This window comes from Phenylobacterium sp. (genome assembly GCF_031984885.1).
Classification (GTDB): domain Bacteria; phylum Pseudomonadota; class Alphaproteobacteria; order Caulobacterales; family Caulobacteraceae; genus Phenylobacterium.
In genome coordinates this window covers 458524-479689 of the sequence record NZ_DAMABV010000001.1, presented here as the reverse complement: position 1 = coordinate 479689, position 21166 = coordinate 458524, and the positions used below count along the sequence as shown (strand labels likewise).

Sequence of the window (21166 nt, the reverse complement as noted above, 5' to 3'; positions counted from 1 at the left end):
GATCATCAAGCGGACTGTGGGCCAAGCCTCGGAGCCCTCTCGCAATCGCCCGGCAAGATCGCTAAATCCGCGCCATGACGAAGATCAAACTCGAAGCCATCGACAATTTCCGCGACTTCGGCGGCTTCGGCACCGCCTGCGGCCGGGGCCTCAAGTCGGGACGGCTGTTCCGCTCGGCCAACCACGCCTACGCCACCGAGGGCGACCTGGCCGCCCTGCGCGACCTGGGCGTCGAGGTCATCGTCGACCTGCGCCGCCGCCGCGAGCGCGAACGCGAACCCTCCCGCCGCTGGGAAGGCTTCGCCGGCACGGTGATCGAGAACGACATCGACGGTCCCGAGCACGACTGGGCCGACGCCCTGAAGGCCGCGCCCGGCGTCGACGCCGACTGGTTCTTCAACGACAGCCTCGGCTTCTATCGCGCCGCCCCGCACGCCGAGCGGATGGTCGACCTGTTCAGCCGCTACTTCCGGACGCTGGCCGAGACCGAGGGGCCGGTCGTGGTCCACTGCGCGGCCGGCAAGGACCGCACCGGCATGATCTGCGCCCTGACCCACCACGTCGCCGGCGTCCATCGCGACGACACGCTCAGCGACTACCTGGCCACCAACGACGAGGCGCAGATGGAAAAGCGCGTCGGCTTCCTGGGTCCCTGGGTGCGCGAGCTGACCGGCGTCACGCTCAGCGACGCGGCCCTGCGCCAGGCGGTCAGCGTCCACGAAGCGTTCCTGGCCGAGGCCTTCGCGGTGATGACCGAGCGCCACGGCTCGGTCGACAACTACCTGCAGGAGGCGCTGGGGGTCGACGCCGCCCTGCGCGAGCGCATCGCCGCCCGCATCCTGCGCTGACCGCAGGGAGCCTTCGGCAAAAAACCTCCCGTCCTCCCACTACGGCAGGGTTCACATCACCCCTTCCCAGGCGTAAGGGCGGCGACATGACATCCTATGTCCTGCCGCCTCACGCTCCCGCCTCCGTGCCCGTGGAGGGCGAGACGGCGGTTTTCCCGGTCCGGCGCATCCTCTGCGTCGGCCGCAACTACGCCGCCCACCGGCGCGAGATGGGGGGCGACGACCGCGATCCGCCGTTCTTCTTCGCCAAGCCGGCCGACGCCCTGGTCCCGCCCGGCGGCCAGGCGCCCTATCCGCCGCGCACCGCCGACCTGCATCACGAGATCGAGCTGGTGATCGCCCTGAAGGCCGGCGGCGCCGACGTGCCGGTCGAGCGCGCCCTGGACCTCGTCTACGGCTACGCGGTCGGGGTCGACCTGACCCGCCGCGACCTGCAGAACGCCGCCAAGGCCAAGGGCCATCCCTGGGACGCGGCCAAGGGCTTCGACGCCTCGGCCCCGATCTCGGCGATCCGCCGGTGGGACGGCGCCCCGCCCCAGGGCCGCATCGCGCTCAGCGTCAACGGCCAGGTTCGCCAGGAGGGCCAGGTCGCCGACATGATCTGGAGCCTGGCCGAGGTGATCGCCGAGGCCTCCAGGCTCTGGACCCTGGCCCCCGGCGACCTGATCTTCACCGGCACGCCCGAGGGCGTCGGCCCCATCGTTCCCGGCGACCTCGTCGAGGGCGAGGTCGAGGGCGTCGGCCAACTCAAATTCACGGTGTCAGCATGAGCCTCACCCTGCATTCCTACTGGCGCGCCACCGCCCCCTACCGCGTCCGCATCGGCCTCAATCTCAAGGGCCTCGACTACGGCTATGTCGGGGTGAACCTGCTGAAGGGCGAGCAGCACGCCGACGACTACGTGACCAAGCGCAACCGCCAGCACCTGACCCCGGCGCTGGAGGCGGACGGCCACGTCCTCGTCCAGTCCCTGGCCATCCTGGAATGGCTGGAGGAGACCCATCCCCAGCCGGCCCTGCTGCCCGCGGACGCTTTCGACCGCGCCACGGTGCGGGCCATGGCCGCCATCATCGCCTGCGACATCCACCCGCTGAACAACATGCGCATCCAGAAGGCCCTGGGGCAGCTCGGCGTCGATGAGGCCGGCCGCCTCGAATGGAGCCAGCGCTGGATCGTCGACGGCTTCTCGGCGCTCGAACCCATGGTCGCGCGCCACGGCCGCGGCTTCGCCTTCGGCGACGCGCCGACCCTGGCCGACTGCTGCCTCGCGCCCCAGGTCTATTCGGCCGATCGCTACCAGGTCGACCTCGCCCCGTTCCCCGCCATCGCCGCCGCCGCCGCCCGCGCGGCCGAGCACCCGGCCTTCGCCGCCGCCCATCCCGATCGCCAACCGGACGCCGCCCATGCTTGAGGACCTGAAGGAGAACAACCGCATCTGGGCGGCCGGAAAGCTGTCCGTCGACCCCGGCTTCTTCGAGCGCCTGGTCGCTCAGCAGAGCCCGGAATATCTCTGGATCGGCTGCTCCGACAGCCGCGTGCCGGCCAACGAGATCGTCAATCTCGACCCGGGCGAGCTGTTCGTGCACCGCAACGTCGCCAACCTCGCCCCGCCCCAGGACGCCAACTACCTCTCGGTGCTGCAGTTCGCGGTCGACGTGCTGAGGGTGAAGCACATCATGGTCGTCGGCCACTATGGCTGCGGGGGCGTCGCCGCCGCGGTCGACGGCAAGCGCCGCGGCCTGGTCGACCACTGGCTGCACCCGATCCGCGAGGTCTACGCCGACAACCGCGCCGAACTGGAAGCCCTGCACGACCACGAGCGGATCGACCGCCTGATCGAGCTCAACGTCATGCGCCAGGTCCGCAACGTCGCCTCCGACGTCTTCGTCCAGGACGCCTGGGCCCGCGGCCAGTCGCTGTGCGTCCACGGCTGGGTCTACTCGATCGCCAACGGCCTGGTCACCGACATGAACTGCGCCATCAGCGGCCCCGCCGACCTCGACAAGGCCCGCGACGAGGGACAGTAGGGGCCCCAATTGCTCCCCCTCTGGGGGAGCTGTCAGCCGCATGGCTGACTGAGGGGGACTTTGATGCTCTTGAGAGCAGTCCCCCTCCGTCTCGGCGCTATGCGCCGATCCACCTCCCCCAAGAGGGGAGGAACTGAAGTCGCCCTACTTCACCCGAACCCGCGCGCTCGCCCTGCGCCCCGCCTCGTCCACCACCGTCAGCCGATAGAATCCCGGCCCCGTCGGGCGCCAGATCGTCCGCCCACTGACGGGATCGGCGGCCAGCGGCTCGCCGGCCACGTACCAGCTCAGGCCCTCGCCGCCGGCGGCCAGCACCAGGCCGCGCGATCGCGGCCCGAACGCCTCCACCTGCACGGTCGATCCGTCGGGCGGGAAGATCAGCCGCGGACCGGCCTCGCGGGTCTCCAGCCGTTCCAGCGCCTGCGGCGCGCCGCGCGGCGCGATCGGCCGCGGCGCGCTGGCCGGGGCGTCCAGCAGGTCGGCGGCGTCGAACAGCAGCGGCAGGGCCGCGTCGCGGCCGGTCAGCCCGCCGCGCGCGCCGCCGTCGGCCCGGCCGGTCCAGACCACGATCACGTAGCGCCCGACCAGCCCGGCCGCCACCGCGTCGCGAAAGCCGTAGGAGGTGCCGGTCTTGAAGGCCATCACCGGCCGTCCCTTGGTCAGGGCCGCCGCCGTCGCCCCGGCCGGCGGCGGGGTCTCGCGCAGGATGGCCAGCACCTGGTCGGCGGCGTCCTCGCGCAGCAGCCGCCGCCCGCCCTGGCGCTCGCGCCGCGCCGCCTCGTCCGCCGTCCAGGCCAGCGGCTTGGCCACGCCGTCGTCGCCCAGCGCCGCATAGAGCACCGCCAGGTCGCGCAGGGTGATCCCGACGCCGCCCAGCGCCATGGCCAGCCCGGCCTCGCGGGTCTGGGCCCTGGGCCGCACCAGGTTGACGCCGACTGCGTCGATCCGCGCCTCGAACGCGGCGGGGCCGACCTTGTCCAGCAGCTCCACCGCCGGCACGTTCAGCGAATAGGTCAGCGCCTCGCGCGCCGTGACCTTGCCGCGGAACACCCGGTCGAAGTTCTCCGGCTGATAGTCGCCGAACCGCCGCGCCGCGTCGTCGATCTGGGTGTCGGGCGCGGCCAGCCCGTCGTCGAACGCAAAGCCGTAGATGAACGGCTTCAGCGCCGAGCCGGGCGAGCGCACCGCCCGGGTCATGTCGATCCAGCCGCCCGGCCGTCCCAGCCCGCCCGAGCCGACCGCCGCGCGCACCGCCCGGCCCTTCAGCTCCACCACCAGGATCGCCGCCGTCGCCTCGGGACCCTGGCTCTGCGCCATCCGCGCGGCCAGCGGCTCCAGCCGCGCCTGCAGCCCCGCGTCCAGCGTCGTCAGCACCGAGGCCTGGTCCAGCGGCGCGGCCCGCGCCAGCTCGCCGGCCGCGTGCCAGGCCAGGGCCGGGAACGCCGCACGGCTGGGCAGGGGTTCGTCCTCGGCCTCGGCGGCGGCGACCTCGCTCAGCGCCCCGGCCCGGACCATCTTGTCCAGCACCGCCCGCCGCGCCGCCCGCGCCGCCTCCGGCCGCCGGTCGGGCCGCCGCGCTTCGGGCGACTGCGGCAGGGCGATCAGCAGCGCCTGCTCGCCGGCCGTCAGGCTCTCGGGCTCATGGCCGAAGTAGGAGAGGCTCGCCGCCCGCACCCCCTCCAGGTTGCCGCCATAGGGGGCCAGGGTCAGGTAGAGGGCCAGGATCTCGCGCTTCGACAGCCGCGCCTCGATCTGCACCGCCCGGACCATCTCGATCAGCTTGGCGGGCAAGGTCCGCGGCCGCGGCTCCAGCAGCCGCGCGGTCTGCATGGTCAGGGTCGAGGCGCCCGAGCTCACCCGCCCGCTGGCCAGGGCCGACCCCGCCGCCCGCGCCGCCGCCAGCGGATCGACCCCCGGATGGATCCAGAACCGCGCGTCCTCGATGGCGATCAGCCGCGCCTGGAAGGCGCGGTCGGTGCGCGCCAGGTCGGCCCGGATGCGCCAGCGCCCGTCCTCCACCGGCAGCGCCCGCAGCCACGCCCCGCGCCGGTCCAGCGCCACCGGCGAAGACCGCTGCGCCCGCGACATGTCCGGCGCCAGCACGGCATCCGCTGCGAACACCGCGACCTCGACGCCTAGCAGGGCGATCAGGGAGAGGGTGAGGCGGCGCACGCTCCCAGTTGCTCCCCCGCTGGGGGAGCTGTCGGCCGCATGGCCGACTGAGGGGGACTTTGACTCTTGAGAGCGGTCCCCCTCCGTCTCGACGCTTCGCGCCGATCCACCTCCCCCAGCGGGGGAGGAACTGGAGCCTGTACTCATGGCCCGGGCGCGATCACCGTGCGGCTGGCGCCGGTGCGCGCGTTCAGGCTTGGACGGTACATGTCCTTGGCCTGCGCCCCCGGCAGCAGGAAGTCGCCCGGCGTCACCGCACGCGCCACATAGGCGAAGCTGAAGGCGCCCTTGCCGGCCAGGTCCATGGCCGCGACATAGCGGTCGTCGCGGGCCTCCTGCACGTCGGCGCTGGAAAGCTCACCCAGGAACCTGAACGGCCCGTTCTGGGCGTCGTCCGGCCCCAGCACGGTCTCGATCTCGAAGCCGGCCGGCAGCGGATCGTCCACCACCAGCGACATCGACCGCGCCTGGCCTGAGCGGCCCGACACCACCACGATCACCCGCTCGCCCTGGGTGAGCGCCGAGGGATCGACCGCGCCGCCCGTGAAGCCGACCAGCCGCTTGCTGAGCGTGATGCCGTTGGCCTCGGGGGCCGGCGGGGCGACCGGCGTGCCGGTCACCGTCACCGTGCGCCACAGCGCGCCCTTGCCGGCGTTGACGAAGCGCGCCTCGGCCAGCTTGCCCACCGCCCAGCGCGGCGCGCCGCCGGCCGCGGCCAGCGGCTGGGCGCCCTGGGCGTCGATGCGGATCGCCCCGGCCGCCTTCAGCATCCAATGGGCGGCCTGCAGCAGCCGCGCCTGTTCCTGGGTGTTGAGGCTGTCGGGATCCTTCACCGCGTTCTCCAGGCGCTTCTGCAGGCCGCGGGCCAGGTCCGGCTCGCCGGCCTCGTAGGCCAGGGCGATCACCGCGGCGATGTCGCGCAGGGGGCTCTGGTACCAGTCGCTCTCCTCGCGATAGCCCAGCGAGGCGATCGCCTGGCGCAGGGCCGAGCGCGCCCGGGCCTTGTCGCCCATCATCGCCAGCCCCGCGCCGACCTGGGCCTTGGCCAGCGGCGAGGCCTCGGTCTTCATCTGCACGTCATGCCACCAGCGCAGCCGCGCCAGGTCGCCGCGCCCGCCCTTGGCCAGCACGTAGAGCGCATAGGCCGAGGCGCGGCTGCGCATCCGCTCGGTCGCCTTGCGGGAGGCGTCCTGCCCGCCGGCCCACCAGTTCGGATACTCCAGCCGATAGGAGACCGAGGCCCAGCCCTCCGGCCGCGAGACCTGGCGCATGGCGCTCAAGGCCCGGTCGATCGCCTCCTGCGGAACCGGCGTTCCGGCCTTCTGCGCCTCCAGCAGGAAGTCGGTGACATAGGCGCCCAGCCAGGGGTCGGCCTCGCCGTCGCCGACCCGCCAGAGCCCGAAGGCCCCGTCCAGGGTCTGGCGGTCCAGCAGCCGCCCGACCGCCCCGGCCAGGGCCGCGGACGAGCGCTTCACCTTCGGGTCGGCCGACACCTCCGCCGCATAGATCAGCGGATAGGCGCCCGAGACCGTCTGCTCGGTGCAGCCATAGGGATAGCGCGACAGGGCGCTGGCGATCGGGGCCGGGTCGAAGCCGCGGAACGGCGAGTAGCTGACGTGCAGGGTGACGTCCCCGGCCGCCAGCCCGGCCAGCAGGCCGGCCGCCGGCGTATACGCGGCCCCCGGCTGTTGCAGCTCATAGGTCGTCCGCGTGATCGGGCTCCAGCCCAGCCGCGTCTGGATCGGATAGTCCTTGGCGGTCGAGAAGCCCGGCCCGGAGACTTTGAAGCCGACCTGGCCGATCCCGGCCCGGCCCGGCGCGCTGAACGCGATCTTCTCGGCCACCCGCTGGCCGAGCGCGAGCTGGAACGCCTTCCTGAACGGCGCCAGCACCCCGCCGCCGCTGGTCAGCTCGGCGACATAGGACCCGACCTTGCCCTCGATATTGTGCAGCTCCAGGGTCGCGAACGCCTTGTCGCCCGGGGCCAGGAAGCGGGGCAGGGCGAGGTCGGCGACCACCGCCTCGCGCACGGTCAGCGGCTTGCTGGCCGACCCCACCGCGGTGTCGGTCCAGGCGACCGCCATCAGCCGCAGCTCGCCGTTGAACTGGGCGGCCGGCAGCTTGATCACCGCCTTGCCGTCCAGGCCGGTCTCGACCACGCCCGACCACAGGGCCACGGTCTTGATCGGGGTCACCGACAGGCCCTCGCCGCCGATGCCGTCGGCGCCGAAATTGACGTTGGCCGGCGCCCCCAGGTTCGGGTCCAGCAGCCGCCCGTAGTCGTCGCGGTAGTCCAGCGTCAGCGCCCGCTTGCCGAAGTACCACTTCACCGGATCGGGGCTCTGGAACTTGGTCAGTTGCAGGATGCCCTCGTCGACCGCCGCCAGGGTCACCCGCGCGCGGCCGCCGAACCCGGCGCCCTTGATGGTGATCGGCACCTCGACCGCGGCCTTGGAGTCGATCTTGGCCGGGGTGTTGAGCTCGACGCTCAGCTTCCGGTCCTTCGGGTCCAGCGGCACATAGACCAGGCCCAGCGCCCGCCGCGGCTTGGGCGAGGCGACCGGGTCGCGCGGCTGTACGACGCTGACCAGCACATAGGCCCCGCCGCCCCAGGCGGCGCTGGTCTTCAGCCGCACCGTCGCGCCGTCCTTGCCGACGGTGACGGTCTTCAGGTCGATCAGCCGGTCGGTGGCGACGGCGATCTGCGCCTCGCCGGCATAGGGCGGTTTCAGGGTGATCTCGACGGTGTCGCCCTGGACATGGGGCTTGGCCCCGGCGCTGACCCGCACGAAGTCGGGCGCCTCGACGTCCTTGGCCGGCGCCCCCCAGCCGGAGGCGAAGCGGATGACGCTCCTGGCGCCGCCCGGCCCGGTCATCTCCAGCCGGTAGTCGCCCCAGCCCAGCCGCCGGGCGATCCGCGCCGGCTGGCCGGCGGCGATGTTCACATCGGCCCGCGCCACCACCACGTCGCGGCTGGTCCGCCGCCATTGCCAGCGGCCGTCCTGCTGGAACCAGTCATAGTCCCAGTTCTCCGAGATCAGGGTGTAGGTCGTCCCGGGCGCGGCGATCCGCTGGCCCGCCGCGTTCACCGCGATCAGGTCGATGATCATGGTCGGGTCGCCCGACCCGCCCGCATCGCCCTGGTCGATCCTGGCGCCCAGATAGACGCCCTTGGTCCGCACCTTCAGGTCCAGGCCCTCGCGCACCGGGCGCCCGCCCGGCTCGAACACGCTGGCGGTGAAGGCCGCGGTCAGCGGCTGGGGCGTGTCGCCGGCCTCTTCCGAGGACAGCGCCAGCACCGCGCGGCCCTCGCCGTCGGTGACGCTCTGGCCGATCTCCAGGAACTTCTCGGCGAACGGCTCGCGCTGGTCGCCCCACTGATAGCCCTCGAAGGCCGGGAACGGGTTGGGGTCGACCCGCAGCCGCGCCTCGCCTTGGGTCTGCAGGCCCGCGCCCGCCGCGCCGTAGAGGAAGCGGGCGGTAACGTCGATGTTGCGGGTCTCGCCGGCCTTCAGCGGCACGCTCTCCTGGCCGGCGGCGGTGACCGCCAGCCGTTGCGGCGCGAAGTCCTCGACCTGGAACGACAGCTCTCCGGCCGGCCTCTCCAGCCCGTCGACCTCCAGCCTGGCGGTCCAGCGCCCGCGCGGCGCGCTCTTGGGCAGCTCGATGTCCACCGGCACGGCGCCCAGCGGGGCCTTGTCGAAGGGGTAGCGCTTGAACTCCACGCCCGAGGGGCGGCGCACCACCACTGCGCCCTTGCGGTCCTTCACCGCCTTGGCATCGCGGTCGCGCAGCAGGGCGTTCAGGTGGACGGTCTCGCCGGGGCGGTAGATGCCGCGGTCGGCATAGAGATAGCCGTCGATGGCGGCCTGGGCCGTGCGGCCCGAGACGCCGGAATCCTCGGTCCGCCCGCCGATCCCCTGCTTGGACAGGTCCACCGGCGCGCGGTCCAGGTCCAGCACCGCCAGGTCGCCCTGGGGGCCATAGGCCATGACCATCTTGGCGTCGGCCGCGCCCTCGCCGTCCAGCAGCGGGCGGTCGAACCGCACGCGCCCCTGCGCGTCGCTCTGCGCCACGGCCAGGTCCTCGCCGTTGCGCGCCACCAGCGCCACGCGCACGTTCGGCATCACCTTGGCGGTCTTCAGCGAGCGGACCACCACGTCCAGCGCCTCCGACCCGTCATAGGCCGACAGCGCCATGTCGGTGAACACCACCCAGCGCCGCGCCTGGGCCGGCGGGTTCGGGTCGTAGTCGTCCTCGCTTCCCCCGCCCTTGATCGAGCGGCCGCCCGAGGCGTCGCGCACCTTGATCACATAGGCGCCCGGCTTCATCTCCTTCAGCACCGCGCCCAGCGGGAAGACCGTGGTCGCCCGCTCGCCGGCCCCCTGCGAACTGACCGCCAGCTCGCCCTTCCAGACCACCCGGCCCTCGCTGTTGGGGCTGTCGGAGCCGTAGTCCCCGGGATACTCGTCCTCGCCGGTGGGATCGGGGGCGCTGATCGACTTGCGCACCAGGTTGCGGTCGACCACCCGCCAGACCTCGACCGACAGGCGGCTGACATTGACCGTCTCGATCCCGATCCCGTCGGAATCCTCGCGCGGCAGGATCACGCCCTCGCCGGCGAAGCCGACATAGGGCGGCTTCTCGCCGAAGGTGAAGTCGACGTCGGCATTGGCCGCCAGGGTCTCGCCGCCCTTGGCCGGCAGCCCCTTCAGCAGCGTCACGCGGCGGTCGGCGAAGCCGGTCCCGGCCACGCACAGCTCCGATCCCTTGACGCTCACGGCCGGCGCCCCGCCCAGGTCGGGCGAGACCAGCACGAAATCCGCATAGGACCTGGCCGGGTCCAGCGGCCGGGTCAGCTCGATGCAGGCGGCCGGCTGGTTGGCCGAGGTGTCGATCCGGTGGCGCCAGACCGCGAATCCCTCGGGCTTGGGAATCCCGCGCCGCGCCGCCTTGGCGTCGCGCGGCTTGCCGAACAGCGACCAGCCCTGCGCGCCCGGCGCGACGGCCGTCTTCTCGGCCGGCTTGCCGAACCAGTCGACGCCCTTGGCCGACAGCACCCCGCCGCCGAACGCGGCGACGACCAGGCCCGCGGCCAGCAGCCCCGGCACCTTGCCGGCGCGCAGCCGCTGCATCCAGCCGGGGGGCTTCGGCGCGTCTTGTCCGGGCGTCTGGTCGCTCGCCATCGGTCTCTCTTCGGCTGACGGAATGTCGCACCGATGGGACGCGAAAGGCTCCGCTCCGTCAATCTCGGGTAGGTGTCAGTCCACCGTGAACCGCAGCGCCGGCCCGTTCCAGTCCGGCCCGTCCAGGTCCAGCTCGGCGACCCCGCCCGGCCCCGCGCAGTCGGCCGCCACCCGCCGCCAGAAGGCCAGGGCCGCCAGGTTCCTGCGCGCCACCGCCACCTCCCAGACCCCCGGCGCCCCGCCGATCAGCCGCCGCGCGACCTGGCCGCCCAGCCCCCGGCCGCGATGCTTCCGCACCACGAAGAACTCGGCCATCGCGTGCTCGGCCGCGTGGCCCGAATGGGCCTGGTCGTTGATCAGCGCAAAGCCGGCCGGCGCCGCGCCCGCCGTCAGCAGCAAGGCCCGCCAGCCCGGCCGCGTGAAGAACGGCTCCAGCCGATAGTCCGGAAACCGTCCGTCTACGGAAAGCTCGCCCCGCGCCGTCCCGGCCCAGAACTCCGAGAAGTCGTGGGTGTAGAGCTGGATGAGGTTCTGCAAGGTCGCCGCATCGGCTGCGCCCGCCGGGATGATGTCCAGGTCCACCTTGGCCTCCGCTCGCGTGGGTCGCGCCTTCTCTTGCGCCTCGCCCGGTTCGGCGCAAGTGTTCGCGCCAGCAGAACAGGGGCCGGCCGATGATCTTCGAGCAGATCGCCACGGGCGGATGTCAGTCCTATCTCGTCGGCTGCGAGGCGACCCGCGCCGCGGCGCTGATCGACCCCGAGTTCTCGCAGGTCGACCGCTATGTCGGCCTGGCCGGCCAGCTTGGCCTGCACGTCCGCTACGTGATCGACACCCACACCCACGCCGACCACTTCTCGGCCAGCCACGAGCTGCAGAAGCGGCTGCCCGCGCCGGTGGTCATGCACCGGCTCAGCCCCGCGCCCTACGCCGACCTGCGGCTCGACGACGGCGACATGCTGATCATCGGCGAGCTGCGCCTCCAGGCCCTGCACACCCCCGGCCACACCCGCGATTCCATGTGCCTGGTCATGGCCGACCGGGTGTTCACCGGCGACACCCTGCTGATCGGCGGAACCGGCCGCACCGACCTGCCCACCGGCGATCCCCACGCCCTCTACGAGAGCCTGTTCGACAGGCTGCTGAAGCTGCCGCGCGAGACGCTGGTCTACCCGGCCCACGACTACAAGGGCCGCACCCACTCGACCATCGGCGAGGAGATCGACGCCAACCCGCGCCTGGCCAGGACCGACCGCGCGCAGTTCGTCGAGATGATGCAGAACCTCGACCTCTCGGCCCCGACCCACCTGACCGAAGCCCTGCGCACCAATATGAGCGGCGGCAAGACCGTCGCCCAACTGCTGGCCGAGGCCTCGGCCAAGGTGCCGTTCATGTCGCTGGCCGAGCTGCACGGCCGCATCGGCGCCAACAGCCGCGACCTGGTCATCCTCGACCTGCGCGAGAAGGACGCCTTCGAGGCCGGCCACATTCCCGGCGCCCGCCACCTGCCGCGCGGCCAGCTCGAGCTGCGGGTCAATTCCGAGCTGCCCGACCCCACCGTCCGCATCCTGGCCTGCTGCGAGTTCGGCAAGATCTCGACCCTGGCCGCCGCCACCTTGCGCGAGCTCGGCTTCACCCGCGCCGTCGCCCTCGACGGCGGTCTCAAGGCCTGGCGCGACGCCGGCTACGAGCTGGAGGCCTGAGGGCTAGGGCCTCGCCAGCTCCAGGCCCTGCAGGAAGGCGATCGCCCGGGCCAGGGTGTCGGCATAGGGCGAGGCGCCGATCGCCGGATCCTCGGCGCGGCTGTTGAAGAACCCGTGCGTCTGCCCGGCGTATTCGTGCAGCTCGCAGCGCCGCCCGGCCTCGCTCGCCCGCCGGCAGAAGTCGCGCACGGTCTGGATCGGCACGGTGACGTCGGCCTGGCCATGGAAGATCATCGTCGGCGGCAGCCCGCCCGCCGGCAGCGCGCTGGGCGAGATCGCGCGCGCCGCCTCGGGGCTCAGCCGCAGCGCCGGGGCGATGCTCACCAGGTCGACCGCCGGGTTGAACAGCACCAGCGCCGCCGGCCGGTCGGCCGCCCGCATCGCCGTGGCCAGCGCCAGGTGCCCGCCCGCCGACCCGCCGGCCAGCACGACCCGCTCGGGATCGATCTTCAGCTCCGCCGCATGGGCCCGGAGCCAGTCATAGGCGGCCATGGCGTCCTGCGCCGACTCCGCCGCCGTCGTCCCGTCGCGGCAGGTCACCCGATAGTCGGCCAGCACCGCGACCATGCCCTTCTGCGCCATCGCCTGGGCCTGGCCCTCGAAGGCGCGCACGTCGCCTTGCCGCCAGCCGCCGCCGAAGAAGAACAGGATCGCCGGCTGCGCCGCCCCGCCGCCCGCCGCCGGATAGACGTGCAGCCGCAGGTCGCGGCCCGCCGCCTCATAGGTGAAGCTCTCGGCCCCCGGCAGGGTTTGAGGCTGCGCCGCCACGGCCTCGCAACCGCGCGGCCGCTCGGCCGGCTGCGCCCCCGCCGCGCCCGCGGCCGCCATCGCCAGGATCACCGCCAGCTTCGCGCCCATCGCCATCCCCCCAGATCACCGCCGCACCGTCGCGGCGACGGCATTTCACGGGCTTGGAGTGGCGATGCAACCGATTTCATAAGGCCGGGGCGCCGCATCTGGCGCCAGGCGTCATCCCGGTTTCGGCCGCAGGCCGAAGACCGGGACCTATGAACACCTGATCTTGCAGGACCTGGCGCAGACCGAGCCTTGATCCCCGCTTCGGAGCGAATGGATCCCGGCCTTCCGCTTCGCTCCAGCCGGGATGACACTTCGGTCGGAAAGGACGTCAGGCGTCCAGCAGGCCCACCAGCCGGCCGCGGATGATCTGCTCGGCCTCGGCCATGGTGCGCTCGATCAGCTCCTGCACGCTCGGAATGTCGTGGATCAGGCCCGCGACCATGCCGCACGACCAGCCGCCGGCGTCCATGTCGCCGTCGCGCAGGATGCGTGGATAGACGCCGGCCACCTCGGCGGCGATGTCGGCGAAGGTGACCTTGTCGCCCAGTTCCTTTTCCTTCTCCAGCAGCCGCTCGACCCCGGCGTTGACCAGCACCCGCTCGGTGTTGCGCAGCGGGCGCATGATCAGGCGGGTGTCCAGCTCGCTGGCCGCGACCAGGGCGTCCTTCACGTTCTGGTGGACCGGGGCTTCCTTCGTCGCGATGAAGCGGGTGCCCATGTTCATGCCGTCCGCGCCCATGGCCAGGGCCGCGACCAGCGAGCGGCCGTCCGCCATCCCGCCCGAGGCCAGGAACGGGACCTTCAGCTCCTCGCCGGCCCGCGGCAGCAGGATGAAGTTGGGCACGTCGTCCTCGCCCGGATGCCCGCCGCACTCGAAGCCGTCGACGCTGACCGCGTCGCAGCCGATCGCCTCGGCCTTCAGGGCGTGGCGCACCGAGGTGCACTTGTGGATCACCACGATGCCGGCTTCCTTCAGCATCGGCAGCCACTTGGCCGGGTTGTTGCCGGCCGTCTCCACGACCTTGATCCCGCTCTCGATGATCACCTTCACGAAGCCCGGATAGTCCGGCGGCGTCACCGCCGGCAGGAAGGTCAGGTTCACCCCGAACGGCTTGTCGGTCATCGCCCGGCAGCGCTCGATCTCGGCCTTCAGCTTCTCGGGCGTGCCCTGGGTCAGGCCGGTGATGATCCCCAGCCCCCCGGCGTTCGACACCGCCGCCGCCATCTCGGCGAAGCCGACGAAGTGCATGCCGCCCTGGACGATCGGGTGCTGGATGCCGAGCAGTTCGGTGATGCGCGTCTTCATGGTGGCGTTCCCTTGTTGGCGGCGCGCGTCCCTGGCGCGCTCTGCGGCTCCTGCATCGCGCATCGGCCGCCGCCCCGCAACCGGTTCTGGACGCCGCCCCGCCCCTGTGCTGACTCACCGCGCAGACCACGAGGGGAGACGCCGATGACCTACGAGACCCTGCTCTGGGAGGTGGACGACCGCGTCCTCACCCTCACGCTCAACCGTCCCGACCAGATGAACGCCTTCACGGTCGAGATGGCCCGCGAGCTGATCGACGCCTTCGAGCGCGCCAGCGAGGACGACACGGTCGGCGCCGTCGTGGTCACCGGCGCCGGCCGCGCCTTCTGCGCCGGCATGGACCTCTCCAGGCCCGGCAACGTCTTCGGCCTCGACGAGAGCCTCAGCCCCACCCTCGCCGACATGCATGATCGCCTGGACGACCCGGCCATCGTCGATGGCGTGCGCGACACCGGCGGGCGCGTCACCCTGGCGATCTTCAACTGCAAGAAGCCGGTCATCGCCGCCATCAACGGCGCGGCGGTCGGCATCGGCGCGACCATGACGCTGGCCATGGACATCCGCCTGGTCTCGGAAAAGGCCCGCATCGGCTTCGTGTTCGGCAAGCTGGGCATCGTGCCCGAGGCCTGCTCCAGTTGGTTCCTGCCGCGCCTGGTCGGGCCCCAGCAGGCGCTGGAATGGGTGCTCTCGGCCGAGATCTTCGACGCCGCCGAGGCCCTGCGCGGGCGCCTGGCGCGCTCGGTGCACGCGCCCGAGACCCTGCTGGCCGACGCTCAAGCCCTGGCCCGCAGGTTCATCGCCGGCCGCTCGCCGGTCGCCGTCGCCCTGGCCCGCCAGATGATGCTGCGCAACAGCGCCCAGCCCCATCCGCTGGAGGCCCACCGCATCGACTCCCTGGCGATGTTCTACGCCAGCATCGGCGACGGCAAGGAAGGCGTCGCCGCCTTCCTGGAAAAGCGCGACCCGCAGTTCACCGGCCGCGCCTCCCAGATGCCGCCCTTCTATCCCTGGGGTTAGGGGCGCTGAACGCGGTGACGCCCCCGACCGTTCTCCTCGATCTCGACGGCACGCTGGTCGACTCGCTGCCGGGCATCGAGGCCAGCGGCCGCGCCGCGCTCGCGGCGCTCGGCCATGCGCCTGATTCCACCCTCGACATCGCCGCGATGATCGGCCCGCCGATCGAGGACATGATGCGGCTGATGCTGGCGCGGTACGGCGACGACCGGATCGCCGAGGGCGTGGCCGCCTACCGCGCCGACTACGGTCAACGCGGGTTGCTCGGCAGCCATCCCTATCCCGGCGTCGCCGAGGCCATGGCCGCTCTGCGCGAGACCGGCGCGCGGCTGATCCTGGCCACCTCGAAGCGCCGCGAATTCGCCGAGCGCATCCTGGCCCACACCGGCTTCGACGCCTTCTTCGCCGCCGTCCACGGCTCCGAGCCCGGCGGCGATCTCGACCACAAGCCCGAGCTGATCGCCCACATCGCCCGACGCCATGGGCTGGCCCCGGGCCGCTGCGTGATGGTCGGCGACCGCCGGCACGACATCGCCGGCGCCCACGCCAACGCCGTGCGCGCGCTTGGCGTGCTCTGGGGCTACGGGACCCGCGAAGAACTGGAAACCGCCGGGGCCGACGGCCTCGTCGCCGCGCCGGACGCCCTGGCGACCGCCGTGCTCGCCCTCGTCAGTAGCTCAGCTTCGGGTACCAGTCCGTCCCCCGGCCGCCCGGGGTGAGGTCCAGGATCGACCAGAGCGCGGCGACGTCGGGCGCATCGCGCGGGTCCTGGCCGGGGTCGGCCATCTCCAGCGTCATCTCGCTGGCCCAGAACAGCCGCGCCTGGTCGCCGTCGCGCCTGAACACCACCAGCGCCGGGTCCTCGCTCCCGTCCTCCCGCAGCAGGCCCAGGTCGCGGGCGTAGTCGTCGCCGATGGTCTGCACGAAATCCAGGTCGCGCCAGCCGCGCTCCAGGCCAAAGGCGATCTGGCGCGCGACCGGGCTGCGGCCGAGGATCTTCAGGGCGACGCGCTGCTTGATGTCGGCGGCGTTGCCCGCCACCGCGCCCAGCCAGTTCGTGCACATCGGGCAGGGCCGCTCGCGCTGCGGCCCGTACATCCAGAAGTACGAGACCAGCGTGTCCTTGTCGCCGAACAGATCCAGCAGCCCGACCTCCGCGCCGGCGGCGTCCCTGAAGCGATAGTCCTTCGCGATCACCGGCCCGTCCGGCAGCGCGCGGCGCTGCTCGGCCACGCGGGTCATGTGCCGGCGAAACTCGATCTCCTCCGCCAGCAGCGCCCGGCGCGCGGCGCGATAGGCCTCGCTCTCGCCCGGAAACGGCGTGCGCCCCCCGGCGGCGAGCTGCGCGGCGGGAACAAGCGTCTGATCGGTCATCGGCGGTCTCCTCGTGGGCAGGGGCCGGCGTCCATGCCGGCCTCCCAAGGACGCCCGGCGGCCCGAGATACCGACAACCGGGCGAACCCGGCCTGGTTCCAGGCCGCCAGCCCCCGCGCCTACCCCTCCGAGGTCGCCATGGCGGCCTTGGCGGCGGCCATCATCTTTTCGAAGGCGCCGCTGCGGATGAGCTCGCGGCGCTCCTCCAGGCCGCGGTGGAGTTCGGCCAGGGTCCTGGCGGCGTGCTCGTTCTGCTGGATGGCGGCCCACCAGGCGGCGACGTTGGCGGCCTTGGGGATCGGGTTCTCCACGCCGGTCCCGGGCAGGACGTTCTCGATCAGGAACAGGGCCGGGACCAGCGCGCAGTCGGCCAGGGTCAGGCGCCCGCAGCAGGCGTAGCCGTCGGTCCCGATCATCCGGTCCAGCGCCTTGACGTTGCGCACCACCTGGCCGCCCAGCAGGTCCACGATCCCCTGGTCGCGCTCGGCGGCGCGGCTCTGGGGCGAGAGCATGAACATGTTGTTCATCAGGTAGACGTCGCCGATCCGGGCGAGGGTGCGGATGTGGGCGGTCTCGCGCGGGGTCGCGCCCAGCAGCGAGGGCTCGGGATAGACCTGCTCGAGGTACTCGGCGATCACCTCGGATTCCGGCATCAGGTCGCCGTCGATGTCCAGCACCGGGATGCGGCCGATCGGCAGGCGCTGGCGGAACGCGGGCAGGCCGAAGTCGGCGGGGCGCTCAAGGGCGATGTCGGTGATGCCCTTGGCGTAGATCTGCATCCGCACGCGGGCGGAGTAGGGGCTGAGATCGCCCGAATAGAGCTTCATCATCGCGTGGCGTTTCCTGGCTTTTCTTTGGGACGGTATGCCCGAAGCGGAGAAAACCACGAATTTCGCGCGAAGGGCAGGGCGCTCCGCCCGCGCCTAGCGCAGCGCCAGGGTCAGCGCCTTGACCTGCATGTAGTCCGCGATCCCGTAGACCGAGCCCTCGCGGCCATATCCGCTTTGCTTGACCCCGCCGAACGGGTTGGCGGCGTTGGAGATCAGGCCGGCGTTGATCCCGACGATGCCGGACTCGATGGCCCGGCCGACGCGCATGGCGCGGTTCAGGTCGTCGGTGAACAGGAAGGCGGCCAGGCCGTATTCCGAGGCGTTGGCCCGGGCGATGGCCTCTTCCTCGGTCTGGAACTCGAACACCGGGACCAGCGGGCCGAAGGTCTCCTCGTGGCAGAACAGCTCGTCGTCGCCGCCGAAGGTCACGGTCGGCGCGAAGAAGTTGCCTTCGATCCGCGCGCCGCCGGTCAGCACCTCGCCGCCGGCCGCGACCGTGCGGGCGATGTGGTCCTCGACCTTGGCCACGCCCTTGGCGTCGATCAGCGGCCCGATCGCCGTGTCCGGGGCGAAGGGATCGCCGACCTTCAGGGTCTTCACCTTGGCGACCAGCGCGGCGACGAAGCGCTCGCGGATGCCGGCCTGCACATAGACCCGGTTGGGGCAGACGCAGGTCTGGCCCCCGGCGCGGAACTTGCCGGCCACCGCGCCCTCGACCGCGGTCTCCAGGTCGGCGTCGTCGAACACCAGCAGCGGCGCGGCCCCGCCCAGCTCCATCGACAGCCGCTTCAGGGTGGGCGCGCACTGGGCGGCGAGCTTGCGCCCGACCTGCGTCGAGCCGGTGAACGACAGCTTGCGGATCAGGGGCGAGCCGGTCAGCGCCCCGCCGACCACGTCCTGCGCGCCGGTCACCACCGAGAAGCAGCCCGCCGGCACGCCGGCCTCCAGCGCCAGGGCGGCGAGGGCCAGCGCGGTGAACGGCGTCGCCGAGGCCGGCTTGAGCACCACCGGGCATCCGGCGCAGAACGCCGCCGCCGCCTTGCGGGTGATCATCGCGGCCGGAAAGTTCCAGGGGGTGATCGCCGCCACCGGACCGACAGGTTCCTGGAAGGCGAGGATCAAATCCTGCCCGTTGGGGCTCTCAATCGCCTTTCCGTCCAGGCTCTGGGCCAGGTTGCCGAACCAGGTGACGAACGAGTTCGCATAGCGGACCTCGCCCAGCGCCTCCTTCCACGGCTTGCCGTTTTCCAGCGCGATGATCGCCGCCAGCGCCTGCTCGTTCTCGCGAACCCGTTGCGCCCATTGGGAAAGGATCGCCCCGCGCGCGGCGCCCTTGAGCGCGGCCCAGGCCGGGAAGGCGTCGGCGGCGGCGCGAATCGCCCGCTCGACCTGCTCGGCCGGCAGCTTCGGGACCGATCCGATGACCCGCCCATCGGCAGGATTGACGATCTCGATGACGTTCGCGCCCTCGGTGGCGATCCACTCGCCCGCGATCAGGGCGGCGCGGCGGATCAGGCCCTCGGCCTTGGCCTTCAATTCGTCTGCAGACGGTTGATCCGACATCGAAAATCCCTTCGCCAAGCCAGCCCGGCTATAGGTTCCCACGGGGCCGCAAGGTTCCGAGGAAACTTTTCGTGTTGCGCCGCAACCGCCCGAAAGCTTGACTCAGGCGGGGTCTTTGAGTCGTCATAAACTAGACATGCCGCATTGCAGCATGAGTTTCGCGGAGGCGCTTATGACGGATCTTCCGTTCGCCTACTCCCTGGCCCACGCCGAATGCGGCTGGGCCTGGCGGATCTTCGACGAGGACGGCGAGACGGTCGCCCAGGGCCTCGACCTGTCCCAATCCGACGCCCAGGCGTCGGTGGAGAGCGCGATCCGCATGGCGGCTTCGGAGGCCCGCGCCTAGGCGGCGCTTGACGCCTGACGCCCGAGGCGTTTCCTTCCCGGTCAGCGCGGCTTCAAGGCCGCAATTTCCGCATTGGGGACGTCTCGCCGCATGAAATCCCAGCTATTGGCCGCCACGGCGGTTGCTTTGTTCGCCTTCGCCCCGGCCTCGGCCCAGGCCCTCGCCAAGCCGACCCCCGCCGAGGCCAAGGCCTTCGTCGACAAGGCCGAGGCCGACCTCGCCGCCTTCAACCAGTACGTGGCCAAGTCCGCCTGGGTGCGGGCGACCTACATCACCGAGGACACCCAGTGGCTGGAGGCCAAGGCCACGGCCGAGCAGAACGAGCTGACCGCCCGCTACGCCCGCGAGGCGGCGAAGTACGATGGCGTCGCGGTCGACCCGGTCACCGCGCGAAAGCTGAAGCTTCTCAAGCTGTTCCTGGTCTCGCCCGCGCCCAATAGGCCCGGCGCCGCGGGCGAGCTGGCGACCATCGCCACCCGCCTGGACTCGACCTATTCGGCCGGCAAGTTCCAGTACGGCGGCAAGACCCTGAGCCTCAACGACGCCGAGGAGATCCTGGCCAAGAGCCGCGATCCGGCCGAGCTGAAGGCGGTCTGGGAGGGCTGGCACTCGATCGCCCCGCAGATGCGCGGCGACTACGCCAAGCTGGCCCAGCTCTCCAACGAGGGGGCCCGCGACCTGGGCTTCAAGGACACCGGCGCGCTCTGGCGCTCCAACTACGACATGGACCCGGACGGCTTCGCGGCCGAGACCGACCGCCTGTGGAGCCAGGTCGAGCCGTTCTACCGCAATCTGCACTGCTATGTGCGCGGCCAGCTCAACGACAGGTACGGCGACGCCGTGCAACCGCGCAAGGGCCCGATCCGCGCCGACCTGCTGGGCAACATGTGGGCCCAGCAGTGGGGCAACATCTACGACGTGGTCCAGCCGAAGACCGCCTCGTCCAGCTACAGCCTCGACAAGCTGTTGGTTTCAAAGGGTTATGACCCGGTGAAGATGGTCAAGACCGGCGAGAGCTTCTACACCTCGATCGGCATCTCGCCGTTGCCGGAGACCTTCTGGCAGCGCTCGATGATCACCCGCCCGAAGGACCGCGAAGTGGTCTGCCACGCCTCGGCCTGGGACCTCGACGACCGCGACGACGTGCGCATCAAGATGTGCACCAAGGTCGACGCCGACGACTTCTACACCGTTCACCATGAGCTCGGGCACAACGTTTACCAAAGGGCCTACAAGGACCAGCCGTTCCTGTTCAAGAACGGCGCAAACGACGGTTTCCACGAGGCGATCGGCGACTTCGTCGGCCTCTCGGCCCTGACCCCGACCTACCTCCAGCAGATCGGCCTGCTGGACAAGGCCCCGGGCGCGGACGAGGACATCCCGTTCCTGCTGAAGATGGCGCTCGACAAGATCGCCTTCCTGCCCTTCGGCCTGATGGTCGACCGCTGGCGCTGGGAGGTGTTCTCGGGCGAGGCGGGGCCCGAACGCTACAACGACGAATGGTGGAAGTTGCGCCTTAAGTATCAAGGCCTTGCGCCGCCGGCGCCGCGTCCGGCCGACGCCTTCGACCCGGCGGCCAAGTACCACGTCCCGGCCAACGTGCCCTATACCCGCTACTTCCTGGCCCACATCTACCAGTTCCAGTTCCACCGCGCGGCCTGCAACCAGATCGGCTGGAAGGGCCCGCTGCACCGCTGCTCGGTCTATGGCGAGCAGGAAATGGGCAAGAAGTTCAACGCCATGCTGGAAATGGGCGCATCCAGGCCCTGGCCGGAAGCCATGGCCGCCTTCACCGGCGAGAAGGGCGCGGACGCCAGCGCCGTGACCGCCTACTTCAAGCCGCTCAACGACTGGCTGACCGTCCAGAACAAGGGCGAATCCTGCGGCTGGTAGCGCGCGGCCCGGCGCCGAAGAAAGCTTTGCCTTAACCGTCTTCGGCGCCCGTTCGTTTACGCTGCTCTGGCAAGCTCCAGCGGATTCAACTCTGAACTGCTGGGGCTCC

The 21166-nt window shown here is 71.6% G+C and carries 17 protein-coding genes; 9 read left to right on the top strand and 8 right to left on the bottom strand.

The window, feature by feature from the left end; translation table 11 throughout:
* The first annotated feature begins 74 nt into the window (after nucleotides 1-74).
* From RTL41_RS02360 to RTL41_RS02345, 4 genes are all read left to right on the top strand, one after another.
* Complete coding sequence (locus RTL41_RS02360; protein WP_312160934.1) at nucleotides 75-848, top strand: tyrosine-protein phosphatase; 774 nt, start codon at nucleotides 75-77, stop codon at nucleotides 846-848.
* 86 nt (nucleotides 849-934) lie between these two features.
* Nucleotides 935-1618: a fumarylacetoacetate hydrolase family protein gene (locus RTL41_RS02355; RefSeq protein ID WP_312160933.1), complete on the top strand. Its 684-nt coding sequence runs from the start codon at nucleotides 935-937 to the stop codon at nucleotides 1616-1618.
* A complete protein-coding gene (gene maiA, locus RTL41_RS02350; protein WP_312160931.1) occupies nucleotides 1615-2259 on the top strand; it encodes a maleylacetoacetate isomerase in 645 nt (214 codons plus the stop codon). The genes RTL41_RS02355 and maiA overlap by 4 nt, the downstream gene beginning before the upstream one ends.
* Nucleotides 2252-2875 (top strand): carbonic anhydrase, encoded by a 624-nt coding sequence (locus tag RTL41_RS02345; protein WP_312160929.1) that lies wholly within the window; start codon nucleotides 2252-2254, stop codon nucleotides 2873-2875. Before maiA ends, RTL41_RS02345 begins: the two co-directional genes overlap by 8 nt.
* Nucleotides 2876-3019: 144 nt before the next feature.
* Here the strand turns inward: RTL41_RS02345 and pbpC are convergent, their stop codons facing one another.
* The 3 genes from pbpC to RTL41_RS02330 all read right to left on the bottom strand — a co-directional run bounded on the left by pbpC (nucleotide 3020) and on the right by RTL41_RS02330 (nucleotide 10815).
* A complete protein-coding gene (gene pbpC, locus RTL41_RS02340) occupies nucleotides 3020-5047 on the bottom strand; it encodes a penicillin-binding protein 1C (protein ID WP_312160927.1) in 2028 nt (675 codons plus the stop codon).
* Between the two features lie 143 nt (nucleotides 5048-5190).
* A complete protein-coding gene (locus tag RTL41_RS02335; protein WP_312160925.1) occupies nucleotides 5191-10233 on the bottom strand; it encodes an alpha-2-macroglobulin in 5043 nt (1680 codons plus the stop codon).
* A 75-nt stretch (nucleotides 10234-10308) separates the two neighbouring features.
* Nucleotides 10309-10815, bottom strand: a complete 507-nt coding sequence (locus RTL41_RS02330) for a GNAT family N-acetyltransferase (RefSeq protein ID WP_312160922.1) — start codon at nucleotides 10813-10815, stop codon at nucleotides 10309-10311.
* Nucleotides 10816-10904: 89 nt separating this feature from the next.
* Between RTL41_RS02330 and RTL41_RS02325 the strand changes: the two genes are divergently transcribed.
* The gene (locus tag RTL41_RS02325; RefSeq protein ID WP_312160921.1) at nucleotides 10905-11933 is read left to right on the top strand and encodes an MBL fold metallo-hydrolase; all 1029 of its coding nucleotides are present in this window, start codon (nucleotides 10905-10907) and stop codon (nucleotides 11931-11933) included.
* Between the two features lie 3 nt (nucleotides 11934-11936).
* Here RTL41_RS02325 and RTL41_RS02320 read toward each other — a convergent pair whose 3' ends face one another.
* Both RTL41_RS02320 and RTL41_RS02315 read right to left on the bottom strand, forming a co-directional pair.
* Complete coding sequence (locus tag RTL41_RS02320) at nucleotides 11937-12791, bottom strand: alpha/beta hydrolase (RefSeq protein ID WP_312160919.1); 855 nt, start codon at nucleotides 12789-12791, stop codon at nucleotides 11937-11939.
* Between the two features lie 268 nt (nucleotides 12792-13059).
* On the bottom strand, nucleotides 13060-14037 hold the full coding sequence (locus RTL41_RS02315) for a nitronate monooxygenase family protein (protein WP_312160917.1): 978 nt from the start codon (nucleotides 14035-14037) through the stop codon (nucleotides 13060-13062).
* Between the two features lie 144 nt (nucleotides 14038-14181).
* Between RTL41_RS02315 and RTL41_RS02310 the strand changes: the two genes are divergently transcribed.
* Together RTL41_RS02310 and RTL41_RS02305 are read left to right on the top strand one after the other, a co-directional pair.
* Nucleotides 14182-15054: a crotonase/enoyl-CoA hydratase family protein gene (locus tag RTL41_RS02310; protein ID WP_312160915.1), complete on the top strand. Its 873-nt coding sequence runs from the start codon at nucleotides 14182-14184 to the stop codon at nucleotides 15052-15054.
* 14 nt (nucleotides 15055-15068) lie between these two features.
* A complete protein-coding gene (locus RTL41_RS02305; RefSeq protein WP_312160913.1) occupies nucleotides 15069-15770 on the top strand; it encodes an HAD family hydrolase in 702 nt (233 codons plus the stop codon).
* On the opposite strand, the gene RTL41_RS02300 is transcribed toward RTL41_RS02305, so the two are convergent.
* The 3 genes from RTL41_RS02300 to RTL41_RS02290 form a co-directional block, all read right to left on the bottom strand.
* Nucleotides 15721-16425 carry a DUF899 family protein gene (locus RTL41_RS02300; RefSeq protein WP_312160910.1) on the bottom strand — a complete coding sequence of 235 codons (705 nt, stop codon included), beginning with the start codon at nucleotides 16423-16425 and terminating at the stop codon, nucleotides 15721-15723. The two genes, RTL41_RS02305 and RTL41_RS02300, sit on opposite strands and share 50 nt — an antisense overlap.
* 119 nt (nucleotides 16426-16544) lie before the next feature.
* Nucleotides 16545-17255, bottom strand: coding sequence for a glutathione S-transferase N-terminal domain-containing protein (locus RTL41_RS02295; RefSeq protein WP_312160909.1), 711 nt, complete (start codon nucleotides 17253-17255; stop codon nucleotides 16545-16547).
* Nucleotides 17256-17348: 93 nt separating this feature from the next.
* Nucleotides 17349-18818, bottom strand: a complete 1470-nt coding sequence (locus RTL41_RS02290; RefSeq protein ID WP_312160907.1) for an NAD-dependent succinate-semialdehyde dehydrogenase — start codon at nucleotides 18816-18818, stop codon at nucleotides 17349-17351.
* 172 nt (nucleotides 18819-18990) lie between these two features.
* On the opposite strand from RTL41_RS02290, the gene RTL41_RS02285 reads away from it, so the two are divergent.
* Nucleotides 18991-19164, top strand: coding sequence for a hypothetical protein (locus RTL41_RS02285; RefSeq protein ID WP_267232406.1), 174 nt, complete (start codon nucleotides 18991-18993; stop codon nucleotides 19162-19164).
* A gap of 90 nt (nucleotides 19165-19254) precedes the next feature.
* Entirely contained in the window at nucleotides 19255-21057 is a 1803-nt protein-coding gene (locus RTL41_RS02280) for a M2 family metallopeptidase (RefSeq protein ID WP_312160905.1), read from the top strand.
* Nucleotides 21058-21166 lie beyond the last annotated feature (109 nt).

What these genes read in the sequence shown, in the direction of transcription:
- maiA (WP_312160931.1), top strand. Translation starts at nt 1,615, where the DNA reads ATGAGCCTCACCCTGCATTCCTACTGGCGCGCCACCGCCCCCTACCGC.
- RTL41_RS02290 (WP_312160907.1), bottom strand. Translation starts at nt 18,818, where the DNA reads ATGTCGGATCAACCGTCTGCAGACGAATTGAAGGCCAAGGCCGAGGGC.
- RTL41_RS02280 (WP_312160905.1), top strand. Translation starts at nt 19,255, where the DNA reads ATGAAATCCCAGCTATTGGCCGCCACGGCGGTTGCTTTGTTCGCCTTC.
- RTL41_RS02345 (WP_312160929.1), top strand. Translation starts at nt 2,252, where the DNA reads ATGCTTGAGGACCTGAAGGAGAACAACCGCATCTGGGCGGCCGGAAAG.
- RTL41_RS02295 (WP_312160909.1), bottom strand. Translation starts at nt 17,255, where the DNA reads ATGATGAAGCTCTATTCGGGCGATCTCAGCCCCTACTCCGCCCGCGTG.
- RTL41_RS02315 (WP_312160917.1), bottom strand. Translation starts at nt 14,037, where the DNA reads ATGAAGACGCGCATCACCGAACTGCTCGGCATCCAGCACCCGATCGTC.
- RTL41_RS02325 (WP_312160921.1), top strand. Translation starts at nt 10,905, where the DNA reads ATGATCTTCGAGCAGATCGCCACGGGCGGATGTCAGTCCTATCTCGTC.
- RTL41_RS02285 (WP_267232406.1), top strand. Translation starts at nt 18,991, where the DNA reads ATGACGGATCTTCCGTTCGCCTACTCCCTGGCCCACGCCGAATGCGGC.
- RTL41_RS02335 (WP_312160925.1), bottom strand. Translation starts at nt 10,233, where the DNA reads ATGGCGAGCGACCAGACGCCCGGACAAGACGCGCCGAAGCCCCCCGGC.
- RTL41_RS02300 (WP_312160910.1), bottom strand. Translation starts at nt 16,425, where the DNA reads ATGACCGATCAGACGCTTGTTCCCGCCGCGCAGCTCGCCGCCGGGGGG.
- RTL41_RS02320 (WP_312160919.1), bottom strand. Translation starts at nt 12,791, where the DNA reads ATGGGCGCGAAGCTGGCGGTGATCCTGGCGATGGCGGCCGCGGGCGCG.
- RTL41_RS02355 (WP_312160933.1), top strand. Translation starts at nt 935, where the DNA reads ATGACATCCTATGTCCTGCCGCCTCACGCTCCCGCCTCCGTGCCCGTG.
- RTL41_RS02360 (WP_312160934.1), top strand. Translation starts at nt 75, where the DNA reads ATGACGAAGATCAAACTCGAAGCCATCGACAATTTCCGCGACTTCGGC.
- RTL41_RS02310 (WP_312160915.1), top strand. Translation starts at nt 14,182, where the DNA reads ATGACCTACGAGACCCTGCTCTGGGAGGTGGACGACCGCGTCCTCACC.